Below are 24,510 nucleotides of genomic sequence, written 5' to 3' on the forward strand. Positions count from 1 at the left end.
TATTGGCATGCACACTAATTATATAGAAGGTTTAGGTTGGTAAATAGTTTGGCAAACGGTGGTAAGTTTCTTGTCATTCGGTGGTAAATAATATGGCAGAGGTGGTAAATTCAAGTGGCAGTAATCAAATTTTAGTCGTAATAGGTTTTTAAGTCCGTTAATGGTCATAAATTTTACTGAATACCCATTTTTAATGATGGATTGAAAATCGATCACAGTTGAAAGGTTGATAAGCTCTTGGAAGTCGAAGGTTGTTTCTATTTTTCTCCAAGGGCTTATATCTTTTTTTTTGATTTGATTAAGTATTTGTTCATCCGTAATTCCGTTAGCTCTTAATGTTTCTATCATAAAAGCTGTAGGTAGTGAAATTCTTATAGTTTCCAATTGTATTCCTCCGTTAAGTACATAAAAATATATATAATTATATTGTATTATAGTAATCAATCACGGACAATTAATTATTCTGATAAGATTAATGTGAATTTTTTTCTTAACAAAGTAAGAATCCTTTTGAAATAAAATGCACATAAACGGAATTTTGCTTTCATTTGCAGTATGATAGTATTGTAGAAACAGTTATTTGAATTGGAGGAATTATATGAACTCCCATCTAAAATTTGATTTTCATACCCATCATTTCCGTTGCGGGCATGCACGTGCCAATATTAGGGATTATATTGAAGCGGCAATTGAAAAGGGATTGGATATGATTGGTATTTCCGACCACTCTCCTTATTTTGCGAGTGAAAAAGATCAGCTTCATCCCGGGATTGCGATGGCGAAAAGTACATTTCCTGAATATGTGAAGGAAGTTTTACAGCTAAAAGAGGAGTATAAAGGGAAAATTGACGTTCTTTTAGGTGTAGAATCGGATTATTTTACAGACCACATTGACGTATACCGCAAATATTTCGATGGTTATCCTTTCGATTACATCATTGGATCTGTTCATTTTGTAGATGGGGTAAGTATTTTCAAAAAGAAGCGCTGGGATGGTTTGACTGAAAAGGAAAGAGTTCGTACGAAAGAAGCATACTACGAACTGATTCAACAGTCGGCAAGCTGTGGTGTATTCCAAATTTTAGGTCATATTGACGCGATGAAAGGATTTTATCCAGATTTTTCATCCATTGAAACGGATGTAGTCGACCGCACTTTGAAGATTATTGCTGAACATGATGTGGCGATTGAAATCAATACGTCGGGAAAAACTAAAGATTGTGGCGGCTGGTATCCAGCTGATGAAATTCTTGAACGGGCTCTGTATCATGGGGTTAAGGTTACATTTGGCTCCGATGCTCATGATCCTGAGCGGGTTGGTGATGATTTTGAATTAGTAAAAGCAAAATTAAAAGAAATCGGATTCAAAGAGTGGGCTTATTTTAGAGAGAAAAAAAGATATCTTACTACTTTATGATCTGCAGAAAGGTTGTTATGAATGTACGAAATTTTGAAGGAAAAAGATGAACAATTCACGATTTATCATTTAAAAGATTTAGAGTCGAACTCTTGGGTAAAAGTGGCGCCTGAAAGAGGTGGCATCATTACATCGTTTGGTGTTCATGGAGTAGAAACGTTATTTTTAAATAAAAAAACGTTTTTGGATGAGAACGCAAATGTTCGAGGAGGAATTCCTATTCTCTTTCCGATATCTGGACAATTGCATGACGGGCAATACGAATGGGAAGGTACCGTCTATAATATGAAAAACCATGGCTTTGCAAGAAATCTTCCATGGGAAGTCATTGATACGAATACAGAAGATCAAGCTTCAATTACAATCCGCTTAACAAGCAATGAAGAAACGAAAAGCGCATATCCATTCGAATTTGAAGTCATTTATACATATATTTTAAAGGACAACGAGCTCCAAATTTTACAGGAATATGTGAATAAATCTGATGTTCAAATGCCTATATATGCGGGCTTCCATCCGTATTTTAAAACATCCGATAAAAATCTTGATTACGAAACGGATGCAAAAACGTATCGTGATGATAATGATGATGTAGTTAAAAGTGTTTCGAATGGATTAGATTTAACTGACAAAAAAGAATCCTTTGTGCTCCTAGATGCCGAGGAAAAGAAAATCGCTTTTAGTCTCCCAGAAATTAATAAAAAGGTTACAATTAACTATGGCGAGGAATTCGAATATGTGTATTTATGGACGGAACAAGGGCAGGATTTCATGTGCGTGGAACCATGGATGGCACAAACAGATGAAATGAATCGGAAAGAAGAATTGTATTCGATCGGGAAAGGCGAATCATTAAAAACATTTTTAAACGTAAGTGTGCAGTAGATCAACTTGGTCTACTGCTTTTTGTATAAAAAACCCTCCTCTACAAAACATAAAATAAGGAGGTTGTATAAATGAAACAACGATTTTTACATATCTGGCTTATTTTCTTTATTATTATTTTTTCAATTTTTCCAACACTGCAAGTCCATGCTGAGAAGAATGCGGAAGTTAAAAATGTCATTTTCATGATTCCAGACGGTTTTTCCGCGTCGTATGCGACCAACTATCGTTTGTATAAAGGAAAAGAAGCGGTTTGGGATACGATGCTGGTCGGAATGCACCGAACCTATTCCGCCAATACCCCTGTAACGGATTCCGCCGCAGCTGCAACCGCGATGGCGACGGGATTTAAGACAAACAATGGAATGATCAGCATAGCTCCAGACGGAAAAAAAATAAAGACAATTTTGGAAGTTGCGAAAGAAGCAAGGAAAGGAACTGGACTTGTTGCGACTTCGACGATAACATACGCCACCCCGGCCGCATTTGGAGCCCATGTAATATCGCGCAAGGATGAGTCCGAAATAGCGGTGCAATATTTGGACAATGAAATTGATGTTCTACTAGGAGGAGGAAAAACGTATTTTACTTCCTTATTGGAAAGTGGGAAACAGAAAGGATATGAAATCGTAACGAATAAAACTGAGTTATCAAATGTGAAAATGCCGCAAAAATTGCTTGGTCTTTTTGCAATTGAGGGGATGGTTCCTGAACTGGACCGCCACTTAACAAGTGAGCCAAGTCTTGAGGAAATGACGAAGGTGGCATTAAAGATGTTGAATCAAAACAAAGCAGGATTTTTTTTAATGGTGGAGGGCAGCCAAATTGACTGGGCGGGGCATGATAATGATCCTGCATGGGCGATGAAAGATATAGAAGCATTTGAAAAGGCAGTTGAGATTGCAGTAGATTTTGCTAAAAAAGATAAAAATACACTTGTTGTTATAGCGGGTGATCATGATAATGGCGGCATGTCTGTAGGAGCATATGATAAGTATGATGCAAAATTAGATGTACTGCGGAAGGTAAAATCCTCTGGCCGTTACATGGAAATGCAATTGGATAAAAATCGCAGCAATGCAAAAGAAATATTGAAAAAACATGCAGGAATTGATTTGACTAAAGCAGAAGTAAAGAGAATAGAACAAGCTGATAAACCAGTCATAGCTATAAATAGAATCGTATCGGAACGAGCGCTTATAGGGTGGACGACTTCACAGCATACAGGCGTTGACATTCCTGTGTATGCATTTGGACCGGGATCGGAATTATTTAAAGGCTTGCATGATAATACGGATTTGCCGAAAATGATGGCAAAGGTAATGGGAGTGAATTTTCCGTAGTAATATAGAGTTAGGGGTGAGCATTACGAAAATTTCCAGCGATTGGTTAAAGATGAATGATGAAATTGAAATTTATGTTAAAAGATGGATAGACACGGATGCTGAACCTGCCGCCATTCTTCAACTAGCCCATGGGATGGCTGAACATATAGATAGGTATGATGAATTTGCAGAATATCTTGTTCAGAATGGGATTTTTGTTTACGGAAATGACCATCGTGGCCACGGAGAAACTGGGGCGAAGGCTGGTGTAGTTGGTTTTCTTGCTGAAAAAGATGGATTTGATCGCGTTGTCGATGATCTTTATCATATCAACCAGTCCATACAAAATGATTACCGTGACACCCCAGTATTTTTAATGGGGCATAGTATGGGATCTTTTTTAGTTCGAAGATACATACAGAAATATTCTGCTTCCGTCGAAGGTGTGATTCTTTCTGGTACAGCTGGAAGCCCTGGTTTGGCAGGGAAAATAGGAAAGGGAGTCGCTAAGTGGGAAGGTCGCATAAAAGGCCCCAAAACTCCAAGCCCATTTCTTGATCGCCTTTCCTTTGGTTCTTTCAATAAAGGCATACAAAACCCTAATACTAGATTTGATTGGCTTTCGCGTGACAGTAATGAGGTAGAGAAATACATTATTGATCCACGTTGTGGCTTCGTTTGTAGTTCGGGGTTTTTTTATGATCTCTTTGAAGGACTAGAAAAAATTCATAATCCAAAACTGAATCAATCCATCCCGAAGGACTTGCCGATGTTATTTTTTAGTGGTGATAAAGATCCTGTTGGGGGCAATAAAGTACAGCAAGTAATCCAGCAATATAAAAAAATGGGTTTATTGAATATTGATTCGACCCTTTTTAAAGACGGTAGACATGAAATGTTGAATGAGGTTAATAAAGATGAAGTATATCGGCTTGTTCAGCAGTGGATAATAAATCAACTTCATAAGTAACTAAACATGCGTAACCATAAAATGACGGGTTCAATTCAGAAATAAAACAGAAATACTTTTTAATTATCTCCCCTATATAACAGCTAATAAGTCGACTTTGGTCGGCTTTTTTTATCTGTTTTCATATCTAGTACAGAATTTGTAGTTAGTCCTCTATCAATCCATATAAAGTATGAATAAACAATCCTATTATGAAGTACCGTAATAAAGAGTGTATTTTTTTAGGAGGTAGCTGGATGGCATTAAATATTACGCAAAAATTAATTCAGTCACATCTTTTATCGGGAGAAATGATTCCAGGGTCTGAAATTGGCTTGAAAATTGATCAAACGTTAACTCAGGATGCGACAGGGACGATGGTTATGTTGGAGCTTGAAGCGATGGGATTGGAACGGGCTAAAACGGAGGCGTCCGCCCAATATGTCGACCATAATCTCATTCAAGTGGACAGCAAGAATCCTGATGATCATCTGTTTTTACAAAGTGCAACAAGAAAATTTGGCCTTTACTATAGCCGCCCCGGAAATGGAGTGAGCCACCCCGTTCATATGCAGCGGCTGGCTAAGCCGGGAAAAACCTTGCTTGGATCAGACAGCCATACTTGTGCAAACGGATGCATGGGTATGCTCGCGATGGGTGCTGGAGGACTTGATGTAGCATTAGCGATTGCAGGTGAGCCTTTTTATGTAAAAATGCCTCAAGTATGGGGAATCAAGCTTACGGGCAAGCTTCCTGATTGGGTAAGTGCAAAGGACGTGATTTTGGAACTGCTTCGTAGATACGATGTAAAAGGTGGAGTTGGAAAAGTTATTGAATATTATGGACCTGGCGTTGAAACATTAAGTGCGATGGACCGTCATGTAATCGCCAATATGGGCGCAGAGCTTGGAGCAACTGGAACAGTTTTTCCTTCTGATCAAGAAATCAAACGATTTTTAAAAGAGCAGGGACGAGAAAATGATTGGATAGAATTAGTGGCTGATGCGGGTGCTAAGTATGATTTAACAGAGGAAATCAATCTTTCAGAGCTCGAGCCGCTCATCGCAAAACCTTCAAGTCCGGGTAATGTCGTATCAGTTAAGGAGGTTGCCGGTACACCAATTTATCAATCATATATAGGATCATCGGCGAATCCCGGGTTTCGCGATTTCGCGATTGCAGCAGAAATTGTAAAAGGAAGACCTATAGCTGAGGGCATTTCTTTTGATATAAACCCGACCTCCAGACAAATGTTGACGGATTTAGTGAAGGAAAGTCATATTGCAAGTTTGCTCCAATCAGGAGCGAGATTACATCAAGCCGGGTGTAATGGCTGTATTGGAATGGGGCAAGCACCTGCGACGGGGCGCAATAGTTTACGGACAACTCCGCGAAATTTTCCGGGAAGATCAGGTACTAGAGAGGATAGTGTTTTTTTATGTAGCCCTGAAACGGCTGCAGTCTCCGCACTTACTGGAAAAATCACAGATCCAAGAACGATGAATTTCCCGTATCCTAAAGTTAAGGAACCAATGAATCCTACGGTAGATGTAAATTTATTAGAAGCACCGTTGCCTTATGAAGATGCTAAAAACGTGCAGCTCATAAAAGGCCCTAATATTGCTTCCATTCCTTCCATGGATGAGCTTCATGATTATATGGAAATCCCGATTCTTTTAAAAATGGGCGACAATATTTCAACAGATGAAATTTTAGCCGGTGGAGCACGCGTTCTGCCATTTAGGAGCAACCTTCCTGAAATCAGTAAGTTTGCTTTTGAAATTATTGACCGAACCTATTACACAAGAGGGAAGGAAACAGTTGATCACGGAGGTCATGCAATAGTTGGCGGGTCTAACTACGGCCAAGGATCAAGTCGGGAACATGCTGCACTTGCCCCAAGATATTTAGGATTACGAGTAGCGCTTGTTAAGGATTTCGCTCGGATTCATTGGCAAAACCTCGTTAACTTTGGAGTATTGCCTTTAACCTTTGTCAATCCTTTAGACTATGACACCTTAAATCAAGGTGATATTTTGGAACTGAAAAATGTTAGAACGACGATCAAACAAGGAAATGAATTTGCAATAAGCGTGAAAGGGCAGAACCAAATCATAAAGGTAAAACATACTTTATCAGAAAGACAAGTAGACGTGATGCTAGCGGGCGGTATGATCAATTGGGTTAAAAGTCGTCAAAAAATAGCTGAATGATTGGAGGGAGTAAAAATGGTGGATAGAGAGTTGACATGCAAAGCCTGTGAAGGTACAGGCATGCTATCAGACGATGAAGGCTGGCAATATAATTGCAGTGTATGTAGAGGTGAAGGAGTTATTGAGGCGGGTGGCGGATCACAATCCGCCAAACTCATGTCAGTGGATGAGAATAATCGATTATTAGATTGAAGCAAAAAGAAGAAGTGAAGTATCGCTTCTTCTTTTAGCTCATTGTAAATAACTCGAAGGAGGTTCCGTATGGTTTTTGTTCGTAATTTCCTTAAAGATGTTTCCATCCGATTCGTTGCTAACAATTGAGCTGTTCATCTTTCCGGTTTGTATAAGTTGTATGAGATTTATAATATCTTCTTTTGTTGCCGGTTGCTTTTCAGGCTTTAATGTATAACCTATTTTTCCATTTACCTCAACTGTCGCCGTTTCTAAGTGGCTAATTGAAGAGATACCAAGTTGACGCAGCCGTTCCTCTAATTTATCGACTGTTAATCTTAATTTTCTAAGGTTTTTTTCATTCAGTTGTCCTTTTTCAACCACTGGTACAGATTTTCCAGAGATAATCGTTTCTAGAAGGTCAGATTTTACTTGAATCCATTCTGTTATGACAAGAGCCAATATAAATATGGCTCCGACTACAATAGTAGTCCATATACTTTTACTCGTTACAGGTTGAATAAGCATCGTACCGAAAGCGATCATGATAATGGCTTCAGGCATCGTCATTTGGGAAATCGTCTTTCTCCCACTTAGTCTCAAATATAATGTGCCAATGGCGAATATTAATAACACTTTCCAGATCAAATCCATATCCATAAGTAAAACCTCTTTTATTTATGTTTTGCCATTCATCATCAACATACAAGTATTATGTGATAAGGAATAAAATACATACATCTGGAAAAGATATGTTGGAATTTTGATTGGATGGGAGGATTGATATGTATATGGAGAATTGGGATATGAAGAATATAAGGGACAATGAAAAAATGAAAACGAGAGAAAAGGAAGAAACAAATCGTGATAAGAGGGAAGAAGCCATTAAATCAGAAAAGCTGCGCTATAAAAATGCAGATGAAATATATGAGTAACATTTTATGGGGTTTAGACAATGGCTAATTTTTGCCCAGAAAGGTGGCCTGAAATACTAACTCCAGAAAGTTATATCGATTGTAAGGATTGTGGTCTTTATAAGCAAGGTTCACGCATGGTGTGGGGAGAAGGAAATCCCAATGCCTCAATTATGGTCATCCTTGACAATCCAGGAGCACGTGAGGATAAAGAAGGGAATCCTACCATTTGTGGGACGAGGCAAACATTGCAAAAGGCTGCACATGAGGTTGGCTTACAAATGGTTGATTTATACGTTACATATATTTTAAAAAGACGACCGGTTCGTAAGTATGAAAAAGAGCAGACGCGGAAAATTTGCATGCTGCATTTAGAGGAGCAGCTTTTATCTGCTAAACCGAGTCTTGTTTTTTGTATGGGCAATGTTGCAGTTCAATCATTTTTTAAATCTGCGGATGCCGAGGTGAAGAGCCTTCGCGGTATCTGGCACAATATTCAAGGTTACAATACGGCAGTGGCATATCATCCACTTGCCGTTAGACGTCGGCCGAATTTATGGGCTTCTTTTTTGCAGGATTGGAAATTAGTAGCCGAACAATACGAACGGTTACGATGATGATAAAAAGTAAAGCCTTTCTTTCTACACTATCGTAGAGAGAAAGGCCTTTTTATACGTTAATGGAAGTAACCCTTAATAGAATCCTCCGCCGTATCCACCAACAAATGATGCACCAATGATAATTAAAAGAATAAACAACACGACAACTAATGCGAAACCTCCGTAACCTGCTCCAAAGCCTCCACTCATTTAAAAGGCACCTCCTTTAATCTGGATACCATATTCTATGTGTCGATTGTCTCTATGTGTTAAATGAACTATCGTAAAAAGCCCATTTTTATCGTACAAGTTGAAAATAGGAAGTTATAACCATTATTTTTCCCCTGCATACTCTGGAATGAGTAAGGAGGGAAGGAAAATGAAGAATAGATCATTTCTTTTTTTTACAACCATTTTTATCATCTTATTAATTCCTATCATCCTATTTTTTTCAAACGATCGTGATCAACATAAATCTGGGAATAAAAGTGGACAAGAAAAGCAACATGAAAAGGAAGATAAAAAGGAAGATAAAAAGGAAGATGATAAAAAAGAAAAGAAGGAAAAGAAGGAAAAGGATAATGGAATTGGTCCCGATGATATTATTTGGGGCATCGATTCTGCAAGCCTTACGACTAAGGAGTTATATGCCTGTGTGAAGGAGCAATTCGGTACACCAAAAGTTTGGGGAAGATATTTAGGAGATATCGAGGATGTTTCCTTTGGACTGACCTCTGATGAAGTAGAATATCTTCATTCAAATAAAATTAAAATTCTCATTATCTATAATCATATCACGGAAGCAAAAGGCTATGAAAATGGTAAATCACATGCGGAAAAAGCGATCTCGATGGCAAAGGAACTTAAAGTTCCGAAAGGAAAAGCGATTTTTGCAGATATTGAGCCATCATTTCCTGTTGATGCAAAATTTATTGAAGGCTGGTTTGATGAAATGAGCAAATCGTCTTATATTCCCGCAATCTATGGTGTCTTTTCCCAAGAACAAGCATTGTTTTCGGAATATAACAAAGCCGCCAATAATCAAAAAGACTTAAAGAAAAAAATGATACTTTGGACAGCGCACCCCCAAAAAGGAATTACATCTGAAAAAAAAGCACCTAAATACCAACCCGAAGGCCCTAAAGACTCAAACCTACTTGGCTGGCAGTACGGAATAGATGCCAAAAACTGCAACATAGACACCGATTTATTTAAAGGAAAACTAATTGAATACGTATGGTAAAGAATTGTTCGAGTGCCAGGCACCCAAACAATTCTGAATTGTTCGAGTGCCAGGCACCCAAACAATTCTGAATTGTTTGGGTGCCTGGCACTGAAAAATGATTATATTTACCCTATTTTTTGATTTGGAGAAAGTTATTTTACATTATTTGGAACTAGAAAGCGAGATTACCCAATTTGCATGAAGTTAAACCATTACGATAGACCTTAATTAACCTGTCTCTTTTTAACCTCATTAGGAAATAAATACTAGGTGCAAATTTTTGTGATTTTTGGGCTAAATTGACCGATTTGTGAACACGTGATATTAGTTAATGAAGGGTGAAAAGTCATACATATCTAAAGTGAATAAGGAGTATTTTATGTTGTTACTTGTTGATGAAGTTTTAAGTCTTAATGAGGAAGATGAAACGATTAAGCAAGCATCGCTAAAAGGAAAGTATACTCATCTTCAAGACGCGATTCGGTTTATAAACCCGGGAATCTCTCCCAAGAAGCTCATCTTTAAAAAAACTACTATGGATGAGGAGCTGGATTATTTTACGAACCAATTTAAAGATCATGATAAAATCATTTATTTTTATGATGAAAGGTTTGGGTCCAGCGGAATGTTGGACAGGCTTCAAAATTGGCTGATGCCAAATAAGGTTCTATGGCCAATTCCGATACGGGGCAGCAAAGCCGAGTATTTATTTTTTAAAAATGAAATTCTCAATAAAATACATAATGGTGCAAATTACAACGATGTGATGAATCATATTCAGAATATGAAATCTAAAATATCAAGCTGGGTTATCTCGCCAAGTCCAATGAAAGTCATTCGAGCGGATAAATATAGTGTGATTTATAAGGAGAGTAAAAAGAGTATTTTTCTGCTTACAGAAATACTTCCGAATAGAAGAATCAAGACACATCAATCGGGAGATTTAGATGGCTTATGGAAATTCCTTGTTGAGAAAAAGGATGCGAAAGAAATTTGGGCAGTCGGCAAGGGAATTGAAAAAGAACTGCCTAACGCAAAAAAACAAATTCAAACGAATGCTACATCGTTACCTGTAGGGATACCTTATATTCAAGCAGTAACTATTATTTAGAATAACAATCTTGTATGGATTGATGGAGGAACGCAATGATTAGTGCGAAAAGAAAAGCTTTTATCTTTTTAACGATTGCTTTTTTATTGGCAATCATGACGGGTTGGTTTATCAATAGTCAAGTTTCCGAAGCGAAAGAACTGATGGGGCAATCGGTGAAAGTAGCAGTAGCGAAGAACGATGTATCGGCCTATACAGAAATTACCCCGGAAATGATTGATTGGTTAAGCATTCCAAAATCGAGTGCAGTCTCTTCATTCTTGACGAGTGAAAAAGAAATGGAAGACCATCTTTTTATCGTAAACATGAAAAAAGGTGATCTGATTACAAGGAATTTAATTCGATCGCGGGTGGATATTCCGGAAGGATACCGAATTGTTTGGTTGAATCCTACAGAAAATGTCATTATGGACCAGGAAATATTTGTTGGTGATAAAGTCGACATTATCTCGTCGTTTAAATCGGATAATGAAGGAAGAATAGAAACAAAACGAATCATGAACAATATCGATGTCATTCAAAGTGAATCGATTCAGTTGGAGGATAAAAATAATACCGGAATGGCCATTAAAGTTTCTTTAACAATTCAGCAGGCGGAGCAGCTGATCCATATGCAAAATACAGCCGACCAAATTCGTGTGCTAAGAGTTAATCAACTTGAAACAGATTATAGTCAACTAGATTCCGAGAACAATAATGAGGAAGTTCCCGCACAGGAAGAACCAGTTAATCAAGAGGTAAAGGGAAATACAGAAGTAAACGAAAATCCACCTGAAAAACCAGCTAGTAAAGAAAAAGAAAGTCCAGCTAAAAAGCCAGAAAAGGAAGAAAAGAAAGAAAAGAAACAGGAAAAGGGAGACAAAAAATAATTTAATGCAGGGAATCAGTGCGAAAAGAGGGTTTCACATGAGAAGTACTAATGCCATGGTCGTCACAGAAGACGAGTCATTATTAACGGATATAAAAAGGATTTTATATAATTTTGAAGTCATGGAAACTAACGTATGGGAAGGTCCTTATGTACAAGATGACAACATTCAATATTTTTTAATCGACGAATTGATGTTGGATGCTGTTGTTCCCGCTCATATTCCGATGTCAAGTGTTTTAATCGGTCTTGTTAGGGATCGTTCTTTTGAAAATGCTAGAAAATGGATGAAGCTTGGAGCGAAAGAGTTGGTGATCATTCCTAATGAATTAGAAAAGTTAGTTTCAGTTTTACAGAAGCCGTTCCCCAACTTTGCAGGCAGCCGTTCTGCGAGTGATTATTACGCTTATGAAGGTTCTGGTGACGTTAGGGCTTTTTACAGTGCAAAAGGTGGGACTGGAAAAACATTAATTGCCGCAATGGTCGCGCAAAACTTACAAATGCAATGTGATCAACGCGTCATTTTGATTGATTTTAATGTGCAATTTGGCGGTGTTGAGGTCGTGTTTGGCATTGAGCCGGAAAGATCTTATATGGATTTACTCCCAGTCATAAACGAGCTTTCGATTAACCATATACAAAATGTTGCAGTTAGGGAAGAAAATACAGGAATTCATGTTTTATTGAGTCCTGCCAATCCTGAACAAAATGAAACAGCGACAGATGAAATGATTACTAGAATCATAAGGACGTGTAGAAATCATTTTGATCAAGTCATATTAGATTTGCCGTCTACTTTTAATTCAACAACCTTTACCGCCCTAAATGAGGCCACACATATTTACTACATACTGAATCCGGATAGTTTATCGGTTCGCGGGTTAAAACATACAATCAATCATTTTCATCGCTATCAAATCGGTAATAAAAACAATGTATCGGTCATCATCAACCGCAATAACCATAAAGCTGAGTTGACGGAAAAAAATATCGGTACTTTAATCGATTTGCCGATTATAGGCAGTATTCGCGCTGATTTTTACGGAATCCAGCCTTTTATCAATATGGGTAGACCTTTTTATCATAAAAAACACGATAAAGGTGTATCGAAAACTGCACAAGACGTGAGGAAAATGGTTAAAAAGTTGGTTGTAAAAGGAGTGTGACCTAACAATGCAATGGTTCGAAAAAGTTAAAGACTATCCTTTACATTCACAAGATGAATGGAATGTGATGGACATGGAGCTAGAAAGACGGGCAAGACATTATAAAAACCGTTTAATAAAAGAATCGGACCTAGAAACAATCACCACTCTTCCACCAAAAGAAATGCGGCAAACAATCGAAAGATTAGTATATCGAATGATTGAAGAAGAAAGGGCCATTATACCGCGGCAGGAAATGGAAGCCCTCGTAAAGCAGATCATTAATGAGTCTGTTGGATATGGTCCGCTAGAGGCTTTACTTAAAGAAGACCGTATTACAGAAATTATGGTGAATGGTCCGAGGGAAATTTATATCGAGCAGGAAGGAAAATTAATAAAGACCGATGTAAGGTTCAAAGACGACCAGCATATTCGCCATATTATCGACCGAATTATTGCTCCGATCGGCCGGAGAATTGATGAAAGCTCTCCAATGGTTGATGCTCGTTTGCATGATGGAAGTAGGGTGAATGCGGTCATTCCTCCAATTAGTTTAAATGGACCTGTCCTATCGATACGTAAGTTTAATAAAAATCCTTTTTCTCATAGTGATTTAATTAATTTTGGAACTTTTACAGAAGAGATAAGTGAATTTCTGCAAGCTGCCGTACAGGCAAAATGTAATATCTTGGTCTCCGGAGGGACGGGCAGTGGGAAGACAACGCTGTTAAATGTTTTATCCAGTTCGATTCCTTACGGTGAACGCGTCGTCATTATTGAGGATATGGCTGAACTTAAATTTGAACACGATAATTTAGTGCGGATGGAGGCTCGCCCTAACAATATGGAAGGGAAGGGGGAAATTAACATTCGCATGCTTGTAAGGAATGCCCTAAGGATGCGTCCAGACAGAATTATCGTTGGGGAGGTTAGGGGATCTGAAGCGATTGATATGCTTCAAGCGATGAACACAGGACATGAGGGGTCGCTCACGACGGTCCATGCCAATTCTCCAAAAGACGCACTAGGACGCCTTGAAGCGATGGTTATCATGTCAGGGCTATCCCTAACAGTTGATGTTGTCCGTCAATATTTTGTCGGTGCACTTGATTTAATTGTCCAAAGTGAACGATTGCCGGATGGAAAAAGAAAGCTTGTCAGTATTGCTGAAATCATAGAGAAAAATGGTGCGATTGAAGTGAATGACATATTTAAGTTCGAACGACATGGTGTTGACGACAATGGAAGAATTTTAGGTTCATTTGTTTCAACAGGGTATGTGCCGCAAGTATATTCCCGAATGAAATCGCGCGGGATTGAGATTCCAATGACACTTTTTAAGGAAGGGGTGTTGTTGTGAATGCGATTGTATTAACGGGAAGTGCTACTTTCTTTTCGCTTTTCATCTCAATTTACTATTTTTTAAACTATAAAAATGCGAATAAAACGAATAAGAAAATCGAGAAATGGTTTGATACCGAGTTAAATCAAGAAAGAAAAAGCTCGATTATTTTAATTGGTGATAAATATGACCGATCGGAATTAGCGGAAGATTTAAAAAAGAAGTTGGTCCAGGCAGATATTCTATTAAAACCATCTGAATATGCAGGCATATGCATTCTTCTCTTTGGAGCGTTTCTGTTTGCGGGGCACTTTTTATTCAAACTCATTTTTATCATTAATATCACATTAGCATACTTGATCATTTGGTTTGGCTCCAAGCTTTTCCTAAAGTCAAGGCAAAATCAATTGACGGAAAAGTTGAATCGGCAATTGCCGGAAGTTTGTCGCATGATGAGCAATACGATGAAAGCTGGACTAACGATACCCCAAGGGATTGAAATGGTTGGGGAGGAATTAAAGGCGCCGATTGGACCGGAGTTTAAAGGGATGGTTCAGCAGCTTCGGTTAGGGACAAATTTTGAAGATGTTATGAATCAGCTCAGGGAAAGATTTGCGAGCAAAGAATTAAACATCTTTGTCAGTACAATTGTCATCCAGCATCGGGTTGGCGGTAATTTGGCTGAAGTGTTAAGCATTATGGCAGATACGCTCGAGGAAAGGGCTAGGGTAAATAAGGAAGTCGACACCGTAACGGCAGAAGCTAGGTTCATCGCCCTCATTCTTCCAATCATGCCCTTAATGATGGCATTGATGATGAATTTATTCATTGAAGGATTCTTAAATCCACTTTTTACAAAATGGGGACTTGTTTTATTAACAATTTTTATTGGGATGCAGCTTCTCGCATTCCTTGTCATTCGAAAAATAACAACGATAAGGGTGTAGTTCTATGAGTCCTTATTTTGAAGTACTTGTCCAAGTGTTAACGATTATTATTTTAATATTTATTTTTATTGGTTTTATCTTTATATGGCTTTATATTGCGAAAAAAGAAAAATTGCTCGTTCATTTGCAGAAATCGAAATTGATGAAAAGTCGTAGAAAATTAGCTGAATTCATTTGGAAACCACTTATTAAAGCAGCGGAATATGTAGGGCCAACAGCTGAAAAGTACAAATTAATGTTCGATTTTGAAAAAGATGAACAAATGCTTGTCAGGGCCGGAAACCCAATGGGGTTAACGCAACAAGGCCTCCATGGATTAAGATTTGTGCTCGGAATGGGGTTGCTGTCTTTCTCTATTATCTATTCATTTTTAGGCATGCCATTTGCGCTTTTTTCATTGCTGATTTTACCGATTATCGGGTTTGCATTTCCGTCGCTTTGGATTATGTATTTGGCAAAGGAAAGACAAGAAATAATAAGTACAATGATGCCAGATTTTCTCGATACCGTAAGCATCACATTACAAGCGGGCGTATCATTGGATGCCGCATTACGCCAAGTGACAAACCAAATGGAAGGGCCGCTGAGCGAGGAATTCCAGCGATTTAATAGAGAAATAGATTTAGGAGTTCCAAGACGCCAAGCCTTCCAGCACATACTGGACCGCAACACATCAAAAGAATTGGAGATGCTTGTAAATTCATTAGTGCAAGGTTCAGATCTCGGTGTTCCCGTCTCTACGACTTTCCGCGTCCAAGCAGAAAATTTACGAGCCATGCGAGGATACCGAGCAAAGGAAAAAGCGGCTAAAGCAAGTCCGCAAGTAACACTAGTCACTACTTTCCTAGTGGCGCCAGCCGTGTTCCTACTGATCATCGGCCTGCTCTTTTTGAACATGCTATACAATCCGGAAGCGTTCGGACTGGATGTGTGGTTTTAAGCCTTATAGGTTCTATTCCTGTTCGAGAGTTTTTTTATACCTGTTCGGGCGAGTTCTATTCCCGTTCGAGAGAGTTCCATTCCCTTACGGAGGGGTCCAATTCCCTTTCGAGGTTTCTATTCTCGTTCGGCTAGTTCTATTCTCGTTCGAGAGAGTTCCATTCCCGTTCAGGGAGGTTCCATTCTCGTTCGAAGGGGTCCAATTCCCTTTAGAGGTTTCTATTCTCGTTCGGGCGAGTTCTATTCCCGTTCGAGAGAGTTCCATTCCCGTTCGGAGGGTTCCAATTCCCTTTCGAGAGTGCTATTCTCGTTCGGGCGAGTTCTATTCCCGTTCGAGGAGGTTCTATTCTCGTTCGGAGGGTTCCAATTCCCTTTCGAGAGTTCTATTCTCGTTCGGACGAGCTCTATTCCCGTTCGAGGGGGTTCCATTCCCGTTCGGAGGGTTCCAATTCCTTTTTGAGGTTTCTATTCTCGTTCGGGCGAGCTCTATTCCCGTTCGAGAGAGTTCCATTCCCGTTCGGAGGTGTCCAATTCCTTTTCGAGGTTTCTATTCCCGTTCGGAGGGTTCCAATTCCTTTTTGAGGTTTCTATTCTCGTTCGGGCGAGCTCTATTCCCGTTCGAGGGGGTTCAATTCCCGTTCAGGGAGGTTCTATTCTCGTTCGTAGGGTTCCAATTCCCGTACAGCTAGACTCCATTCCTGTTCCAGAAGTATCTTCAGTAATCATTAAATTTCGGCGAATCAATTTTAAAATATTTTTAGGAGGAATCATCATGTTAACTAAATTTTACGTATCAATTAAATGTAAGTGGGACCAGTATGTTAAAAACGAAAAAGGGGCACAAGCGCTCGAGTGGATTGCGCTTGGAATGCTGGTGCTTGCGATTATGGGAGCGATCGCTGCCACGATGAAAGGTGATTCTACTATGGGGACTGCTGTTAAAAACCAACTAGTGAAAATGATTAATAGTTTGAGTGGTGATTGATTAGATTGGATGTGTGACAGATGAAACGAGTTTTACGGCATGCCAAAAATGAAAAAGGTTCACAGTTAATTGAATTTGTAGCCGTGTTTCCTATGATTGTCATGGCGCTGCTTTTTATATGGCAGGTCGCTTTAGTAGCCTATACTGTCGTTGTGGCGGAATCCGCGGCGAGAGACGGCGCCCGTGTTGCGGCAGTTGGCGGTGATTATGGTGCAGCCGTCAACCGGGCTGCCCATGGAATCAAAGTGAGCAGCTCTGTAGCAGAAGGTTCGACTTCATACGGACAGGAAGTAACCGTGACGGTTAAGGCAAAAGTACCGACCATCAAAATCCCATTTATCGGGAAATTGGACCATGAACTGAAGGCGAGTGCTTCCATGCCAAAGGAAGAGGTGGATGACTAATGATAAGCCGCTACGTGCGTAACGAAAAAGGAAATACCCTTCTCGTTATCATCGGGTTATTAGTAGGGGCTATTTTCATTAGTTTCATCTTTTTTGATTTTTTCACGACATATGCAAGCAAACGGGTCAGTCAAACGAGTGCAGATGCCGCGGTTTTAGCAGCCGCCAATGAAATAAAAGATGTTTATGATGAAAAATTAAAGTCCGAAATTGAAATCCGGATGGATCGCTTGCGTGAAGTGGCGAATGAATTTGTTCAGGAAAAAATCGATGAAATCATGGATGATAATACAGAAGAGGATGAAGACGGTAATCCTATACCTCCACCGTCACTGACCGCTAGAGAACTAGACACCATTTGGAAATGGGCCATGGATAAAATGCAAATTCCTAATGAACTTAGGAAAGCAGTCAGGTATTCCTATGAGGAAGTAAACGCAAATCTAGCTTTACGCTATTTTTTCAAAAATGTTTGGTATAAAGAATGGTTTTCAAGAGAAGTAAAAGAAATCAATGATGTGGCATGCGAAGCGATAAAAAAATCAGAGCCGCGATGGACGGATGCCGCCACATATTTTGCAGTGAAAAACGGTGCCGAAGAGGATATTGATATTATTTTTAAAGGAAAAGAATTTAAGGTTATGGCTCGTGTAAAAAAATCGGCATCGTTCATTACTGTTAAGGATCAATCATTCGGTTCAGGCGAACAAGATGTGTTTGCCGAAGCTGAAGCAAGCATCAAAACTCCAAAAGAGATTGACATTAAATGTAAATAACTGCATTAGGAGGTTATTAAACTTTGCAAAAAAAGTTATTTATTTTCGTACTTGTAATACTCGTATTAACATTAGGTGCTTGCTCGACAAAAGACGATTCAATTGTAGCGGAGAACCATAAAAGCGAACCGACAGAACAAACAAATGAAGCGATAGAAAATGACGAAATAGAAGATGAAAGTGATATGGAAGACGTCATCGAGGCACCAAATCCTCCAGAAAATACGCAATCATTAATAACTTACACACCAGGTATGTTCGCCGGTATTTTTTACGATGAAAACGAAACAGCCATTGAAGAAGAACTATCGAAGCTGCCTCCTTTAAAAGAAGAGGAACATGAAGATGAGGTGAAAAAATATTGGGCAAAACTCATTTCACTTTTCGCGGAGGATTATCCGGATCCGAATGAGGTGGTTGAAAACTGGAAGAAAGAAGACTTTGGAAACCCTGACATTGGCGATCCCCGATATGAATTTAAAGAAAATTATAATGTAGAAATCATATTAGATGCGAGCGGCAGTATGGCAGAGGTCATTGATGGAAAGTCAATGATGGACTGGGCAAAAGAGTCGATCAAGACTTTCTCCTCAAACCTTCCGAAAGAAGCGAATGTCGCATTGCGTGTATATGGACATAAAGGGACAGGGTCTGACTCTGATAAAAAACTTTCATGCGCAAGCAGTGAGCTTTTATACGAGATGCAGGCATTCGAGGAAGCGAAAATAAACGATGCCTTGAATCAATTTCAACCGAGTGGCTGGACGCCTATTGCAGAATCATTAATCCAAGCAAAAAATGATTTTGCTAAATTTAATGGGGATAAAAATACAAACATCATTTATTTAGTAAGCGATGGAGTTGAAACATGTGATGGAGATCCTGTGAAGGAAGCGAAGGAGCTTGCAGAATCCTCTGTTACGCCAATCCTAAATGTCATTGGTTTTAATGTTGATAGTGAAGGTCAGAAGGAACTAAAGAAAATTGCAGAGGCAGCGGATGGTACATACCAAACCGTTCGAAACGTTGAACAATTACAAGCAGAATTTGATCGATCACAAGAAATGGCTACTAAATGGCTTGAGTGGAAGGTAAATGCTGAATCGCAAAATATTGATACCGTATTAAAAAGGGAAGAAACTATTTTTGAATATAAAAATGAATTTGCTGAAAAAAGTTCTTTGGAAATCCGAAATTTGGACAACGCTGTTCTTTTCCTATACAAAAATGACCAAATATCATCCGAACAAAGGGCAATGTTTAAAACATTGCGTCATGCTCGATATGATTTAACGAATCAAGCTGAAAATGAGATGTACAACGACCTCCTGAAATTGGCACAAGAAAGCTACAAGGAAATCGAAAAAGAAATTAATGAAAAATATAAGCATGGAAGTTGAAGTACCTTGTAAAAAGGAGGTTTCCGGATGCAGAAATGGTTTAGTCGAATGTTAAAAAGCTTCATGCTATTATTACTATTAGTCACAGTCCCGGTTACAACATTGGCTGCTAGTAATGTTGGGGATATAGAGTATGAGAATAATAGCTTAACTCCTACTGAGCAACAGGCATGGGGACATCATGGTGGCATCTCTCTCAATCCAGTAGATTGGAATTGGAAGAAAATTGGGGACTTTTTTAAAGATATACTTGATAAAACGATAGAAGGTGCAAAAATAGGCTGGCATGCCTTTACTAAATTTTTATCTGATGTTGGGGAAATGATTGCGTCGGCTTGGGACGCGTTGCCCGATTGGGTAAAGGATTTAATTGTAACAATCAGCATTATTTTAGCAGCCATTGCTGTTATTGCCTTATTAGTCGTCGGAGGAATTATTACAATCGCAGTAGCCATTGTCGCTGCCATTGCAGCTGTGATCGCGGGAATCATTTATTTTGCTTTATATGGTGGAACGGACGCATTTAATCCTCTTCATGCTGCTGGCTGGATTTTTGGTGCTGCCATTGCAGGTGGATTACTTGCTTTTGCAGTGGAAACAGGAGCAATGGCAGCGTTTCTGACATGGTCTGGAAATATATTACGAGTAGGAATTGGTAAAGTCGGACTTGCATTAAGTACGGCTTGGCGATTTGTTATGACGAGAGCGTTAGTCCCTGCTTTTCAAGTGACCATGAATGCTGTGCGGGCAGTAGGCTTATGGTTTAGATTGCAAGTAGCTAAAGGCTTATTAATGACAAATCTTTATCGTTTTGTTCATGGCGGATGGTTGGGACTCGCCAAACATATATTAGGGATTGGTCTGAAAGGTGCAGGCGTATCGGTAGCTTTTGATATTGTGACCGGAAATTGGGATCCAAAATCAATGGGAATAAATGCAGTATTTGCATTCTTTACTTCCCTCGTAGGTGTTGGTTTGTGGACGAGAGTAAATCAAGCGGTAAAATGGGAAAGAGTCGGATGGCTCATATATGGTGCCGGAACTGGTGCAGTCATAGAAGCGGGAAAGCAATTTGTTAAAGGCGAAGGGATGGACTTGGGAGGTATTGGAATTAGCTCTTTAGTTTTTGCGTCATTAATTCCTATGAATATGTGGATTAATAAAGCTGGTATATCAGGAATTTTAGTTGATTTTGCAAAGAAATACCCACCAAAGTTTTTAACGCAGACTTATAAAGATATACTATATTGGAATAATCCTGATATACATCCAGATAACCGTTTGAAAAATATGTGGAACGGATACGTTGATGCGTGGAATAATTTCCAATATGAAGTGTCAGCTAGCTTTAAATACTGGTGTCAGCGGTTATTTTGGTGGAAATTCTATTAAGCTCATCTTTGTTAGGGGTGGTATTATTGAGCGATCGTACTTTGAGTTTTATCGGGTACTTTTTCACTGTGACAATTATTGTTGGAGGACTCGGGCTAGCATTTTATGCCGATAAACATAATCTAGAACCTTTTTTTGGAAATACAACTTTCAAGTATGTGGCTATTGTTTATTGTTTAGTTGGAGTATTCTTTATTGTTTACAGTGAGGTACGAAAAAGGGTACAAACTGTTAGTATTAAAACGGTAGGAACTACAATTATGGTCATACTTGTTATTTTTGCCTTCCTTGCGTTAACGCGGTTGTAAGTGAAAGGAATGGTTGTCTTGAGTTCAAATTTTAAGCCGCCTCCCGAAATGACTGCCGCTGCTGGTATTGAGAAAAAATGGGCCGATCCTTTTGTCGGTCCATTTGAGGTTGGGTTTATAAGTCCGATCATTTTCTATCGTTCTCATCCATATCGGTTACTAGGGGTATACAGCGGCAAAGCGGATAACATAGCAGCATTGCATTTTCATAAGTTTCATATATTCGACGAAGAGGGTAAAGTAGTTGAGCGTGAGGAAATCGCCGATTACTGTCTTCAAGTGTACCTCACTTTTTATAATGTTATGATCAGTGAGAAAGAACTTGAATATGGATTGGCATATTACAAAGATGAGTATTTTCAGTCGGATTTAGAGGAGCTTAAAGAAACGATGGAGGAAGGCTATCTGAAGAATAATGGGAAGCTCTCCAAATTATTCGGTGATATCGATGACATGCTTTCATACTTAAAAGTAATAGAAGAGCCAGAAGGAAAAATGAATGAATATGCTAGTGAGGTAACAGGATTAATGGATGATATACGAATTTCTTCCAAAGTGGAAGAAGGTACGTTCAAGTCATTATTAACCGCAACATCTCAATTTAAAAAGCATGCAAGGCAAAAAGGAATCCTTCTCATGCAAAATCAAGATAAACTACGTATGGTGAGGACATTACTGCAAAATGCTGTTACGAATAAATATTTGGAAAGCGGTCAGAAACATAAAGCAAAGCGGATTGTTGATAAAATCAGTGATGAAATTGATTACCAGCAAGTCGTCTACACTTCCTATGATACACTTTTCGTCACACCGAAAGGCTATATAAAAAAACTGCAAGAAATACCTGATGACTATATTAGGCTACAAGCGGAGCAGTTTTTAAAGAAAAAATGGATTATCCGTAAGAAGCCTTCTTTTTTCAGAAAACTGCAGAAATCTAAAGTGAAATAAAGCCCTTGAAACTATCAACGTATGATTTGTTTCAAGGGCTCTGCCTTTTCCTTACTTAGAAGTAATATGAAGTGGCGGCGGAATAAGCCAGCCTTTGTCTTTAATTAGCCGGAGTACTTTTGCTCCAAAAGCTGCCTTTTGAACATGATATTTTCCGAACATCATAGCGATGTCTTCGCGAATTGATTCCCCCATTATCGTGCTGCAAGAAATTAAACCTGCCGCCACATCTCTTGCTAGAGATGCTGCGATTTCCGGATCAAGAAATCTGGCCCCTGTTGGAATGTCTTCTAAAGAAGCATTTGATCTTTCGGGCGGAGTAGGTGGTAATGCCACTTCATTTTCTTTTAATAGTGATTCTATCTCGTTTTCTTCTTGTTTTGATAATTGGATTGCTTCCTTCAATAGTGATTGAAGATCAGAATCGCCTGCGTGGTTTATATGGACTTGATAACATGTAATCATTCCTTTCGTAGCCAGTAAGTAAGTCCATAAACCGAAAACTTCCCCATAGTGCATCGGTTCATTTTTTGGATTTCCACTTAATATTCCCACTTGAATCCTCCTAAATATCGTATTTTTGCAATTCACCTATATATTTTGCTTTCCAGTTAAAAAACATGCATTCATTTTTCTCACCAAGCTTAATTGTTTTGGTGCCTGGCACTAAAACAATTCTGAATTGTGTCGAAGTTGTTTGAGTGCCTGGCACTCAAACAATTTAGGTGTTGATGTACAGTATATCGATACTCGTTTACGCTAAGTCAAATCAAGTAATATTTCGATAGGATGTTCTGACACAAAGAGGCATCTTTTTAATGTGTCTCCATGCATAATATCTGAAATAATTTACAAACTAATGGGAAGACCGGAAACCATTGGGGGGGATTATGTTGAAAAGGATATTTTTTTTATTGTTGACCATGATTTTGATTACGACTGCTTGTGCTTCAGGATCGTCCAATAAAAACGAAGGTAAAAACGCAACGAATAAAGGCAATAATGAAATTACGGCTTGGGCATGGGATCCAAAATTTAATATTGCAGCACTTAAACTTGCTGAAGACAATTATACAGGCGATGAGGATTTTAAATTAAAGGTAATTGAAAACGGCCAGCCCGATATTGTTCAAAAGCTGAATACAGGATTAAGCTCTGGGACAATGAAAGGGATGCCTAATATTGTTTTAATTGAAGATTATCGGGCGCAAAGTTTCCTGCAAGCCTACCCGGATGCATTTTATGATTTATCGCAAACCTTTGACACGAAGGATTTTGCCGATTATAAAATTGCTCCTACAAGTTTTAATGGGAAACAATACGGCTTGCCTTTTGATACGGGAGTGACTGGATTATATGTCCGTACGGATATGCTGAAAGATGCTGGACTATCAGTTGATGATGTTCGTGATATTGATTGGGATCAATTCATTACTATAGGAAAAACAATAAGGGATAAAAGCGGGAAAGGTTTTCTCACGCTAGATCCGAATGATTTAGGAACGATTCGAATGATGATTCAATCCGCGGGATCTTGGTATTTGAAAGAAGATGGTGTAACGCCAAATTTAGCAGATAACAAAGCGTTGAAAGAGGCATTTCGAGTATATAAAACATTATTAGATGAAAAGGTTGCAGTGACTACGTCTGACTGGAGTCAATTTTTAGCAGCTTTCAACAATGGTGATATTGCTGGTGTTCCAACAGGGAACTGGATTACTCCTAGTATAAAAGCAGAGGAATCCCAATCTGGAAAATGGGCCGTCGTTCCGATTCCGAGATTACCGGTTGCAGGGGCAGTGAATGCTTCAAACTTAGGCGGAAGCTCTTTCTATGTGTTAAATATTGACGGAAAAGAAAAAGCTGCTGATTTCCTTGGGAAAACTTTCGGTTCAAATAAAGATTTTTACCAGAAGCTAGTAAAAGAAGTTGGAGCACTTGGTACGTATAAACCTGCTACAGACGGTGAGGCGTATAAAAGCAGCGATGATTTCTTTGGTGGACAAAAGGTTGTTGAGGATTTCTCAAAATGGATGAGCGAAATCCCCGGTGTAAATTATGGAATGCATACTTATGCGATTGAAGATATATTAATTGCGGAAATGCAAAATTATTTAAGTGGAAAAAACATTGACGATGTAATGAATGATGCTCAAAAGCAGGCTGAAGCACAATTGAAATAATGAAATGAATCTTTGGGCAATCGCTTTTGCAATCTTAAAAAAGTGGATTGCCCAATAAGGT

27 protein-coding genes are annotated in these 24,510 nt (G+C 38.8%); 23 read left to right on the top strand and 4 right to left on the bottom strand.

Going from position 1 to position 24,510, the window contains the following annotated elements:
• Positions 1–18: 18 nt before the first annotated feature.
• The gene (locus NQ185_RS18910) at positions 19–384 is read right to left on the bottom strand and encodes a hypothetical protein (protein WP_257583625.1); all 366 of its coding nucleotides are present in this window, start codon (positions 382–384) and stop codon (positions 19–21) included.
• Between the two features lie 214 nt (positions 385–598).
• Between NQ185_RS18910 and NQ185_RS18915 the strand changes: the two genes are divergently transcribed.
• The 6 genes from NQ185_RS18915 (at position 599) to NQ185_RS18940 (ending at position 6,981) form a co-directional block, all read left to right on the top strand.
• On the top strand, positions 599–1,417 hold the full coding sequence (locus tag NQ185_RS18915; protein ID WP_257583626.1) for a histidinol-phosphatase: 819 nt from the start codon (positions 599–601) through the stop codon (positions 1,415–1,417).
• A gap of 21 nt (positions 1,418–1,438) precedes the next feature.
• Complete coding sequence (locus NQ185_RS18920) at positions 1,439–2,302, top strand: aldose epimerase family protein (RefSeq protein ID WP_257583627.1); 864 nt, start codon at positions 1,439–1,441, stop codon at positions 2,300–2,302.
• A 71-nt stretch (positions 2,303–2,373) separates the two neighbouring features.
• Positions 2,374–3,645 carry an alkaline phosphatase gene (locus NQ185_RS18925; protein WP_257583629.1) on the top strand — a complete coding sequence of 424 codons (1,272 nt, stop codon included), beginning with the start codon at positions 2,374–2,376 and terminating at the stop codon, positions 3,643–3,645.
• Positions 3,646–3,661: 16 nt separating this feature from the next.
• Positions 3,662–4,597 (top strand): alpha/beta hydrolase, encoded by a 936-nt coding sequence (locus tag NQ185_RS18930; protein ID WP_257583630.1) that lies wholly within the window; start codon positions 3,662–3,664, stop codon positions 4,595–4,597.
• A gap of 236 nt (positions 4,598–4,833) precedes the next feature.
• Positions 4,834–6,789: an aconitate hydratase gene (locus NQ185_RS18935; protein WP_257583631.1), complete on the top strand. Its 1,956-nt coding sequence runs from the start codon at positions 4,834–4,836 to the stop codon at positions 6,787–6,789.
• A gap of 15 nt (positions 6,790–6,804) precedes the next feature.
• Positions 6,805–6,981, top strand: coding sequence for a hypothetical protein (locus NQ185_RS18940; RefSeq protein WP_257583632.1), 177 nt, complete (start codon positions 6,805–6,807; stop codon positions 6,979–6,981).
• A gap of 39 nt (positions 6,982–7,020) precedes the next feature.
• On the opposite strand, the gene NQ185_RS18945 is transcribed toward NQ185_RS18940, so the two are convergent.
• Positions 7,021–7,620 (bottom strand): DUF421 domain-containing protein, encoded by a 600-nt coding sequence (locus NQ185_RS18945; RefSeq protein ID WP_257583633.1) that lies wholly within the window; start codon positions 7,618–7,620, stop codon positions 7,021–7,023.
• Positions 7,621–7,745: 125 nt separating this feature from the next.
• Here NQ185_RS18945 and NQ185_RS18950 point away from each other — a divergent pair, with 125 nt between their 5' ends.
• Complete coding sequence (locus tag NQ185_RS18950; protein ID WP_257583634.1) at positions 7,746–7,895, top strand: hypothetical protein; 150 nt, start codon at positions 7,746–7,748, stop codon at positions 7,893–7,895.
• A 20-nt stretch (positions 7,896–7,915) separates the two neighbouring features.
• Positions 7,916–8,491 carry a uracil-DNA glycosylase gene (locus tag NQ185_RS18955; protein ID WP_257583635.1) on the top strand — a complete coding sequence of 192 codons (576 nt, stop codon included), beginning with the start codon at positions 7,916–7,918 and terminating at the stop codon, positions 8,489–8,491.
• A 75-nt stretch (positions 8,492–8,566) separates the two neighbouring features.
• Here the strand turns inward: NQ185_RS18955 and NQ185_RS18960 are convergent, their stop codons facing one another.
• Complete coding sequence (locus tag NQ185_RS18960; RefSeq protein ID WP_213131163.1) at positions 8,567–8,683, bottom strand: YjcZ family sporulation protein; 117 nt, start codon at positions 8,681–8,683, stop codon at positions 8,567–8,569.
• Between the two features lie 169 nt (positions 8,684–8,852).
• On the opposite strand from NQ185_RS18960, the gene NQ185_RS18965 reads away from it, so the two are divergent.
• From NQ185_RS18965 to NQ185_RS19030, 14 genes are all read left to right on the top strand, one after another.
• Positions 8,853–9,716 carry a glycoside hydrolase domain-containing protein gene (locus NQ185_RS18965; protein WP_257583638.1) on the top strand — a complete coding sequence of 288 codons (864 nt, stop codon included), beginning with the start codon at positions 8,853–8,855 and terminating at the stop codon, positions 9,714–9,716.
• Between the two features lie 361 nt (positions 9,717–10,077).
• Entirely contained in the window at positions 10,078–10,809 is a 732-nt protein-coding gene (locus NQ185_RS18970; protein WP_257583639.1) for a hypothetical protein, read from the top strand.
• A gap of 35 nt (positions 10,810–10,844) precedes the next feature.
• Positions 10,845–11,678, top strand: a complete 834-nt coding sequence (cpaB, locus tag NQ185_RS18975; RefSeq protein ID WP_257583640.1) for a Flp pilus assembly protein CpaB — start codon at positions 10,845–10,847, stop codon at positions 11,676–11,678.
• Positions 11,679–11,715: 37 nt separating this feature from the next.
• Complete coding sequence (locus NQ185_RS18980) at positions 11,716–12,843, top strand: CpaE/TadZ family protein (RefSeq protein WP_257583641.1); 1,128 nt, start codon at positions 11,716–11,718, stop codon at positions 12,841–12,843.
• Between the two features lie 7 nt (positions 12,844–12,850).
• Entirely contained in the window at positions 12,851–14,182 is a 1,332-nt protein-coding gene (locus tag NQ185_RS18985; RefSeq protein WP_373370832.1) for a TadA family conjugal transfer-associated ATPase, read from the top strand.
• Positions 14,179–15,111: a type II secretion system F family protein gene (locus NQ185_RS20285; RefSeq protein ID WP_257583642.1), complete on the top strand. Its 933-nt coding sequence runs from the start codon at positions 14,179–14,181 to the stop codon at positions 15,109–15,111. The genes NQ185_RS18985 and NQ185_RS20285 overlap by 4 nt, the downstream gene beginning before the upstream one ends.
• Before the next feature lie 4 nt (positions 15,112–15,115).
• Complete coding sequence (locus NQ185_RS18995) at positions 15,116–16,051, top strand: type II secretion system F family protein (RefSeq protein WP_257583643.1); 936 nt, start codon at positions 15,116–15,118, stop codon at positions 16,049–16,051.
• A gap of 771 nt (positions 16,052–16,822) precedes the next feature.
• On the top strand, positions 16,823–17,035 hold the full coding sequence (locus tag NQ185_RS19000) for a hypothetical protein (RefSeq protein ID WP_257583644.1): 213 nt from the start codon (positions 16,823–16,825) through the stop codon (positions 17,033–17,035).
• 20 nt (positions 17,036–17,055) lie between these two features.
• Positions 17,056–17,439, top strand: a complete 384-nt coding sequence (locus NQ185_RS19005; protein ID WP_257583645.1) for a TadE/TadG family type IV pilus assembly protein — start codon at positions 17,056–17,058, stop codon at positions 17,437–17,439.
• Entirely contained in the window at positions 17,439–18,215 is a 777-nt protein-coding gene (locus NQ185_RS19010) for a pilus assembly protein TadG-related protein (protein WP_257583646.1), read from the top strand. Before NQ185_RS19005 ends, NQ185_RS19010 begins: the two co-directional genes overlap by 1 nt.
• Positions 18,216–18,238: 23 nt before the next feature.
• Positions 18,239–19,615: a VWA domain-containing protein gene (locus tag NQ185_RS19015; RefSeq protein WP_257583647.1), complete on the top strand. Its 1,377-nt coding sequence runs from the start codon at positions 18,239–18,241 to the stop codon at positions 19,613–19,615.
• Positions 19,616–19,642: 27 nt separating this feature from the next.
• On the top strand, positions 19,643–21,007 hold the full coding sequence (locus NQ185_RS19020) for a hypothetical protein (protein ID WP_257583648.1): 1,365 nt from the start codon (positions 19,643–19,645) through the stop codon (positions 21,005–21,007).
• Between the two features lie 26 nt (positions 21,008–21,033).
• Positions 21,034–21,315, top strand: coding sequence for a hypothetical protein (locus NQ185_RS19025; RefSeq protein WP_257583649.1), 282 nt, complete (start codon positions 21,034–21,036; stop codon positions 21,313–21,315).
• A gap of 18 nt (positions 21,316–21,333) precedes the next feature.
• Positions 21,334–22,266 (top strand): hypothetical protein, encoded by a 933-nt coding sequence (locus NQ185_RS19030; RefSeq protein WP_257583650.1) that lies wholly within the window; start codon positions 21,334–21,336, stop codon positions 22,264–22,266.
• 51 nt (positions 22,267–22,317) lie between these two features.
• On the opposite strand, the gene NQ185_RS19035 is transcribed toward NQ185_RS19030, so the two are convergent.
• The gene (locus tag NQ185_RS19035; protein WP_257583651.1) at positions 22,318–22,821 is read right to left on the bottom strand and encodes a DUF3231 family protein; all 504 of its coding nucleotides are present in this window, start codon (positions 22,819–22,821) and stop codon (positions 22,318–22,320) included.
• A gap of 338 nt (positions 22,822–23,159) precedes the next feature.
• On the opposite strand from NQ185_RS19035, the gene NQ185_RS19040 reads away from it, so the two are divergent.
• Positions 23,160–24,449: an ABC transporter substrate-binding protein gene (locus NQ185_RS19040; protein ID WP_257583652.1), complete on the top strand. Its 1,290-nt coding sequence runs from the start codon at positions 23,160–23,162 to the stop codon at positions 24,447–24,449.
• Positions 24,450–24,510: the final 61 nt, after the last annotated feature.

The organism is Lederbergia panacisoli, assembly GCF_024626525.1.
GTDB lineage: Bacteria > Bacillota > Bacilli > Bacillales > Bacillaceae_C > Lederbergia > Lederbergia panacisoli.

Bases quoted from the DNA above. Each gene is read 5' to 3' on its own strand.
- NQ185_RS18915 (WP_257583626.1), top strand. From the start codon at position 599: ATGAACTCCCATCTAAAATTTGATTTTCATACCCATCATTTCCGTTGC.
- NQ185_RS18920 (WP_257583627.1), top strand. From the start codon at position 1,439: ATGTACGAAATTTTGAAGGAAAAAGATGAACAATTCACGATTTATCAT.
- NQ185_RS18925 (WP_257583629.1), top strand. From the start codon at position 2,374: ATGAAACAACGATTTTTACATATCTGGCTTATTTTCTTTATTATTATT.
- NQ185_RS18935 (WP_257583631.1), top strand. From the start codon at position 4,834: ATGGCATTAAATATTACGCAAAAATTAATTCAGTCACATCTTTTATCG.
- NQ185_RS18940 (WP_257583632.1), top strand. From the start codon at position 6,805: ATGGTGGATAGAGAGTTGACATGCAAAGCCTGTGAAGGTACAGGCATG.
- NQ185_RS18945 (WP_257583633.1), bottom strand. From the start codon at position 7,620: ATGGATATGGATTTGATCTGGAAAGTGTTATTAATATTCGCCATTGGC.
- NQ185_RS18950 (WP_257583634.1), top strand. From the start codon at position 7,746: ATGTATATGGAGAATTGGGATATGAAGAATATAAGGGACAATGAAAAA.
- NQ185_RS18955 (WP_257583635.1), top strand. From the start codon at position 7,916: ATGGCTAATTTTTGCCCAGAAAGGTGGCCTGAAATACTAACTCCAGAA.
- NQ185_RS18960 (WP_213131163.1), bottom strand. From the start codon at position 8,683: ATGAGTGGAGGCTTTGGAGCAGGTTACGGAGGTTTCGCATTAGTTGTC.
- NQ185_RS18965 (WP_257583638.1), top strand. From the start codon at position 8,853: ATGAAGAATAGATCATTTCTTTTTTTTACAACCATTTTTATCATCTTA.
- NQ185_RS18970 (WP_257583639.1), top strand. From the start codon at position 10,078: ATGTTGTTACTTGTTGATGAAGTTTTAAGTCTTAATGAGGAAGATGAA.
- cpaB (WP_257583640.1), top strand. From the start codon at position 10,845: ATGATTAGTGCGAAAAGAAAAGCTTTTATCTTTTTAACGATTGCTTTT.
- NQ185_RS18980 (WP_257583641.1), top strand. From the start codon at position 11,716: ATGAGAAGTACTAATGCCATGGTCGTCACAGAAGACGAGTCATTATTA.
- NQ185_RS18985 (WP_373370832.1), top strand. From the start codon at position 12,851: ATGCAATGGTTCGAAAAAGTTAAAGACTATCCTTTACATTCACAAGAT.
- NQ185_RS18995 (WP_257583643.1), top strand. From the start codon at position 15,116: ATGAGTCCTTATTTTGAAGTACTTGTCCAAGTGTTAACGATTATTATT.
- NQ185_RS19000 (WP_257583644.1), top strand. From the start codon at position 16,823: ATGTTAACTAAATTTTACGTATCAATTAAATGTAAGTGGGACCAGTAT.
- NQ185_RS19005 (WP_257583645.1), top strand. From the start codon at position 17,056: ATGAAACGAGTTTTACGGCATGCCAAAAATGAAAAAGGTTCACAGTTA.
- NQ185_RS19010 (WP_257583646.1), top strand. From the start codon at position 17,439: ATGATAAGCCGCTACGTGCGTAACGAAAAAGGAAATACCCTTCTCGTT.
- NQ185_RS19020 (WP_257583648.1), top strand. From the start codon at position 19,643: ATGCAGAAATGGTTTAGTCGAATGTTAAAAAGCTTCATGCTATTATTA.